Annotated in this window: 2 protein-coding genes; both read right to left on the bottom strand. The window is 70.8% G+C overall.

The features are described 5' to 3' along the window. A partial coding sequence (locus KXR53_RS15040) for a beta strand repeat-containing protein (protein ID WP_437376014.1) occupies positions 1-4,421 on the bottom strand: 4,421 nt, incomplete at its 3' end. A gap of 721 nt (positions 4,422-5,142) precedes the next feature. Next, positions 5,143-6,237, bottom strand: a complete 1,095-nt coding sequence (locus tag KXR53_RS15035) for a helix-turn-helix transcriptional regulator (protein ID WP_437376013.1) — start codon at positions 6,235-6,237, stop codon at positions 5,143-5,145. Between the last annotated feature and the right edge of the window lie 523 nt (positions 6,238-6,760).

Below are 6,760 nucleotides of genomic sequence, written 5' to 3'. Positions count from 1 at the left end.
GCCTCACCCAAGGCCGTGGTCGAGCGGGCGAGAGCCTTGGTGTTGGTACCGATCGAGATGGAGGTCTCTGCACTCGCGATCGCATTGGTGCCGATCGCGGTCGCCCAGGTGTTCGAGGCGTTGGCGTTGATGCCCAGGGCGATCGCGGCGCCCGCGGTCGCACTGGCGGCATTGCCCATGGCAATGGCGCTGTCGGCGGTGGCGTTGGCGAGGTAGCCCAGAGCGACGGCGTTGGCCGCGGTCGCCCTGGACTCCCGTCCGATGGCCGTGGCGTAGGTCCCGGTCGCGCCCGCGTTGTGGCCCAGCGCGAGCGTCGATTCCCCGTTCGCGACGGACGCCGGTCCCACCGCGGTGGCATTCAGGCCGGTCGCATTGGCGAGGACGCCGAGCGCGGTCGAATACTGGGTGGCCGCGCTGGAATTCACACCCAGCGCGGTCGCCCCAAGCCCGTTTGCCGCCGATGCTGGGCCGACCGCCACGGCAGATGTCCCGGTGGCATTGGAGTTGAAGCCCAAGGCCACAGCATTGGGACCGTTCGACGTCGCCTGATAGCCGATCGCCACGTCGCTCGTACCGGCGGCGCTGGCAGCCGCGCCAGCCGCGATGGCATAGAGGCCGGTCGCGCCGTTGTTGGTGTAATTCGGCTGCTGCACGCCGCCGTCGTTCACACTGTAGTAGTGCAGCGGCGTGCTGGCGGCGATGGCCGAGATCGCCTGGTTGGTGGCGAAGAGCTGGCTGCCGTTGATCGCGTCGGTCGAGTCGAGCGCGATCCGCCCCGCCGCGACATTGGTGATGGTGCGCTCGGCGCCGACGCTGCCGACGCTGACCGTACTGGTCGGCGTGGTGCCGGCGAAGTTGTAGGTGGTGCCGCCGATTACCGTGCTGGCGGTGCCGACCGCCGCCGCGGTCACGCTGCCGGAGCCCAGCGCCACGGCACCGGCCTGGCCGGCCGTGGCGCCGCTGCCCAGAGCCAGCGCCTGCGCCGCCGACGCGGTGCTGGCCCCGCCCAGGGCGATGGCGTTGTCCGCCGTCGCCTTGGATTGCGCGGTGCCGTTGGCGCCGATCGCGATCGACCCGGCGCCGGTGGACTGCACGGTGTCGCCGATGGCGATGGCGCGGGACCCGGACGCATTCGTGCCGGTGCCGATCGCGATCGAGGCGTGGTCGCCCGCGTTGGCATTGATGCCCGCCGCCACGGAGAACTCGCCGTTGGCATTGGCGTTGGTGCCGATCGCGGTCGCGCCGCCATTGGCGCCGGCTGCGACGGCGCCGCTGCCGACCGCGGTGCCGTTCTGGGCCGCAACCGTGGCGGAGGCGCCGACCGCCGTGGCGTTCGCCGTCGCGGCATTGGCGAGGACGCCGACCGCCGTGGCGTTCGCCGCCGTGGCGTTGGCGGACAGGCCGAGGGCGGTGGACCAGGTTCCGGTCGCTGCGCTGCCGACACCGACCGCCGTGCCGCCCTGCCCCGTGGCGGTCGCGGAGTTGCCGAGGGCGACTGCTTCGAAGGAGGTGAAGCCGCCCGGAAGCGCCGTGCCGGCCGCTCCGCTCGCGTTGGACGCGATGCCGATGGCGATCGGAGAGCCGTCGCCGCTCGACACTGCGGCTGTGGCAAAGCGCCCCAGGGCGATGGCTCCGCCGGCGCCGCCGCTGGTGGCCGTCGCGCTGGCGCCGAGGGCGATCGTGGTCCCGCCCGACGCGGCGGCCGCGTTGCCGACCGCGATCGAGTTGTCCGCCGAGGCGTTGGCGTGCAGGCCGACCGCCGTGGACGCCACCCCTGTTGCGATGGCCTGGAAGCCGGTCGCGGTTGCGAAGTTGGCGGTGGCGAGACTGCCTGCACCGAGGGCCGTGGCCTGTTGCACAGCCGCATTGGCATTCTGGCCGAGGGCCGTCGCCCAGTCGCCGGTCGCCTTCGCGGTCGTGCCGATCGCGGTCGAATAGGCTCCGGTTGCCGAAGCCCCGGGGCCGGCCGCGATGGAATCGAGCCCGGTCGCGCCGTTGTTGGTGTAGTTCGGCTTCTGAACCCCGCCGTCGTTCACGCTGTAGTAGTGGACGGGCGTGCTGGCGGCGATGGCCGAGATCGCCTGGTTGGTGGCGAAGAGCTGGCTGCCGTTGATCGCGTCGGTCGAGTCGAGAGCGATCCGGCCCGCCGCGACATTGGTGATGGTGCGCTCATTGCCGGCGCTGCCGACGCTGACCGTGCTGGTCGGCGTGGCGCCAGCGAAATTGTAGGTGGTGCCGCCGATCACCGTGCTGGCGGTGCCAACCGCCGCCGCCGTCGTGCTGCCGGAGCCCAGCGCCACATCCTTGGCGTTGGTGGCCGAAGCCCCGTCGCCGAAGGCAAGCGAGCCGGCACCCGTCGCGCTGCTGGCGTTGCCGAGCGCGACCGAGCCCTGGCCCGTCGCCGTGTTGGTGTTGCCCAGCGCCACCGCGCCGGTGCCGTTGACCGTGTTGTTGGCGCCCATGCCGACTGCGCCGGTGCCGCTGACGGTGTTCGGGTCGCCGATCGCGACCGCGCCGTTGCCGTTGACGACCTGGCCCTCGCCGATCGCGACGGCGCCGGTGCCGCCATTCACCGTCGAGTTGTGGCCGATCGCGACCGAGCCGGGGCCGGCCGCCGCCGCCACCGTGGTGGTGTCGCCCAGCGCCACGGTCGAGTCGGCGAGGGCCTGAGAGGACGCGCCGACCGCCGTCGAGCGCACGCCCGATGCCGTGGCGACGTCGCCGACGGCCAGCGAATTGGCGCCGCTGGCATTGGACAGCGCACCGATCGCGGTGGCGGCGCCTACCGACGCTTTGGCCTCGGTGCCGATCGCGATGCCGTTGAGGCCGCTGGCAATGCCGCTGGTGCCCACCACGATGGAATTGACGCCCGAGCCGGTGGAGCCGTTGCCGAGCACCATCGCCCCGTCGGCCGAGGCCGTGGAGCTGACGCCGAGGGCGGCCGCGTTGTTGCCCGACGCCTGGGTCGAGTAGCCGGCCGCCAGGGCATTGGTGCCGCTGGCATTAGCATGGTCGCCGAGCGCCGACGCATTCGCCCCGGTGGCGTTGGCGACGGCGCCCACGGCGGTGGCGTTGGCCTGCGTCGCCGCCGCCCCCGCGCCCAAGGCGGTCGCACGGCTGGCGGCCGCGTTGGCGTTGTTGCCGACGGCCGTGGAGGAATCGCCCGTGCCCTGGGCCCCCGAGCCCGCCGCGACCGAGCCCAATCCGCTCGACACGGCCGCGTTGCCCAGGCCCAGCGAGAAGTCGCCGGATGCATTGGCGGTGGAGCCGACCGCGACGGCGGCCTGGCCCGCGGCCTTGGAGCTCACGCCCGCTGAGATCGCGCCGATACCGGTCGCGGCCGAGGAACGGCCCATGGCGATCGCGTCCATTGCGGAGGCCGTCACATCGGTGCCGATGCCGATGGCGCTCTCCGCGGTGGCCCCCGTTCCCGCGACGGTGCGCGCGCCGAGATAGACCGAGTTCACCTGGGAGGCGATCGACTGCCAGCCGATCGCGATTGAGCTGTTGCTGCCCGAATTGGCCAACAGCCCCATGGCCACCGACCCGAGGCCGCTGGCGGAGGCCTTAGACCCGACCGCGACGGAATTCTCGGCGGTCGATTGCGCCCCATATCCCAGCGCGGTCGCCTGAATGGCGTTGGCGAGCGCGCCCGGGCCGAAGGCCGACGAGCTCGCGCCGCTCGCCGTGGCGCTGGCGCCCGCGGCGATCGAATTGCCGCCGCTGGCGGCCGCACTGACGCCCAACGCCGTCGCATTCCCCCCGGTGGCGGCGGAGCCGTTGCCGAGGGCGGTTGCCTGGCCGGCGCTTGCTATGGAGTTGACGCCGAGGGATGTCGCTCCGTCCGCGATGGCGCGGGCGGCTCCGCCGAGGGCGAGGGCGTTGACGCCGGTCGCGTTCGAAAAGACACCGATCGCGATCGCGTTGAGGCCGTTGGTGCTGTTGGTATAGCCGATCGAGATCGAACCATCGCCGGTCGCGGTGGTGCCGGTGCCCAACGCAATGGAGTTGTTGCCAACCGAGTGGGCGCCGGTGCCCACCGCGGTTGAGGCGGAGCCGGGATTGGTGCTGCCTGGGCCGACGAGAACCTGCGCGAACGCTTGCGTCGGAAGCTGAGCCACCAGCGTCGCCAGTGAAATGGCGGCGTAGAGCCCCCGAGCCCGGCGCAGCACCCCGAACAGGGTGACCGGTTCGGCGCCGTCGGCGGCGAGGGTGGCGCCGCCGACCGCGCCGCCGGTGCCGAGGGCCCCCAGCCCGAGCCGGTCCCGCTTCATCCCGAGCGCGCGATGCGCCCGGCGCAGCGCCGCCATCAGGCGCCGCCGCAGGGACTTGCTGGGCTGGTCGGCACCGGCGACCCAGTTGCTGGCGAAATGGGAGTGACGCCGGGTGCTCTGACGGGACTCGATCTGGTTGCCGCTCATGATGTCACTCCCTCCCGAAATGCCTGTCTGAAACGCGTGCGCCGCCGGTCGCTCCGGCAGCCGGCGGATGAAGGAATCGGACGATGCTGGTCCGCGCTGTGGATCCGGGGGCTGGCCCTCCGGCCCGCCCGCAGCAGACCCGTCCGGCCCCGCCGCCTCGACATCCAGGGACCGGTCATCCGATCGATTCATCCCACCCCTCCCCCGCATGACCTGCCGGCACATGCCGGCCGCGGCGCCGGCCCCCACCATCCGCACAGGATTGGCCAGGACCAGCGTCCTTCTCCGTCGCCAAGCCGAAGACAATCGAAATAAAAGCCGTCTCTCTCTTCGCCGATTGGCGTCCTTTGGGACAGCCTTGTTTCTCCGACCTTTTCCGGCAGTTGGACGAGCTAAGAATTCCTTAGGGTTCTGTCGCCGTCACTCCGCTGGGCGTCCCAATAATTGGCATGGCGTCCCAATTCGTCGCTTCGACGTCGCCCTTGTGGCGCAGCGGCAACAAGCCTTTGCAATTTGAGGAAAATGCCGGCGGGCAGGCCGGTTCTGGGAGCAGACGCGTGCCCCCAAATCTGTCATCCCCGCGAAAGCGGGGATCTCGCAACGCTGGCCCGGCAAGAGATTCCCGCTTTCGCGGGAATGACGACAAAGGTTTTGGGTCGCTGTTCCAAAACCTCGGAGGCCTATCCATGCCGCGACGACAATGGATTCAGCGGTCGCCGGCTCACTCCGCCATCGCGGAGGCCGGGATGGGCGGCGGCTCCGCAGTCTTGCGCCAGGCGTCGCGGGCTTCGCGCGGGCTGAAGCCGAACTCGCGCCGGAACGCCCGGGTGAAGTCCGAGGCCAGCTTGAAGCCGCAGCTGTAGGCGATGTCCTGGATCCGCCGCCCGCTCTCGCTGGTCAAAGCGGCATGAGCGGCGAACAGGCGGCATTGCTGGATGTAGCGCGACACCCCGCCGGCCTGCTCGAACACCCGGTAGAGATTCGAGCGCGAGACGCGCAGGTCCTGGGCCACGCGCTCCGGCGTCAGCTCGGGGTCGCCGAAATGGGCCTGGATGTGCGAGCGGGCGCGGTCGAACAGGACCGAGGCGATGGCGCTGCGCGCCTGTTCCTGCCGGTCGCGGGACGGCCCGACGCAGGCCGCCAGCATCTCGGCCGTGGCCCGCCCCACCACCACCAGATCCTCCGGCGCCATGCCGAGCAGCCGCGCCTCGAGGCTGCGCAGATAGTCGACTAGGAGGGCCGAGAGCGGGCCGGTCAGGACGGCGCCCGCGGCGCTGTCGAAGTTCGCGGCGGCAGCGACGAACAGGTCCCGCGGCAGCGTCAGGGACAGCCCGCCATGGTGGGTGGCATGGCCCCGGAACGGCTCGTCCAGGGACAGGAGAAACAGCTCGCCCGGCCGGACATGGACTTGGCCGTCGGGGCCTTCGATCCAGATCTCCCCGACCGTCAGCAGCATCAGGCGCCAGCAGCCGACCGGGGTGCGGCGGCCTCCCGGCCTGCCCAGGGCATGGCTGAAGGAATAGGCGTCGGCATGGCCATAGGCCACCGACACTCCCCCCAGGCCGCAGAGCATGAACTCGGCGACGAAGCCGTCCGCCGGCGTCACCCCGGGCGGCAGGCCGATATCCATCAGCGGGCCGTGATGCGCGCGCCAGACCTCGAACTGGTCCTCCGGCGCATAAGCCAGGGTGGAGATGCCGCGCGGGACCGACGGCCGCCGGTCGCCAAACTCGCGCGGCGCTGGCGGGAACGGCTCCCACTCCAGCACGCTGCGATAGTGATCGAGCTGAACGCGGTCTTCCCACCCTGCGCACACGGGCGGCTGGAACCGATGGTCTCCACCCAGCCGGGCTGGCGGCGGGAGCGAAGGTCCTGAAGCGGGCCCGTCCGGGACCGCCGGAGCGAGCCCGATCAGGACGCCGGCCGCCACATCGCTTTCGAAAGACCGACCCGTCGATCGGTTCATTCCGTCATCCCCCTTACAGGAGCCGAGATGCGCGAGGCTTGGCATCGATCCGCACGACCGCGCAGTTGGACCAAAACCGCGCGGACGAGCGACGAAGGACGGACGCGATGGAAATCCAGGTGCCGCTCACGTGCCTTACCCCTCCTGCCGCCGGCGGCTCCCCGAGAACCGGCCGGCAAGAAATGTCGGATTGGTGCAATTGCAGGCAGGAGCCCACATTTTCCGTGGGGCGGTATTCCAGGAAGCTCCGGTTTCTTCAGAAAAGCGCTGCCGGTTGCAAAAAAATGGGATGAGTATCGCAAATGGCGAAATTTTTCGCTGCATTGTCGCAATCGACACGGGGTGGCGCCGGGGGATTTCGCCTTCATCCCTT

The sequence above is a fragment of the Inquilinus limosus genome (genome assembly GCF_051487185.1).
GTDB lineage: Bacteria > Pseudomonadota > Alphaproteobacteria > DSM-16000 > Inquilinaceae > Inquilinus > Inquilinus limosus_F.
The sequence above is the reverse complement of the archived record's forward strand: the minus strand, read 5'-3'. Positions and strand labels throughout refer to the sequence as shown.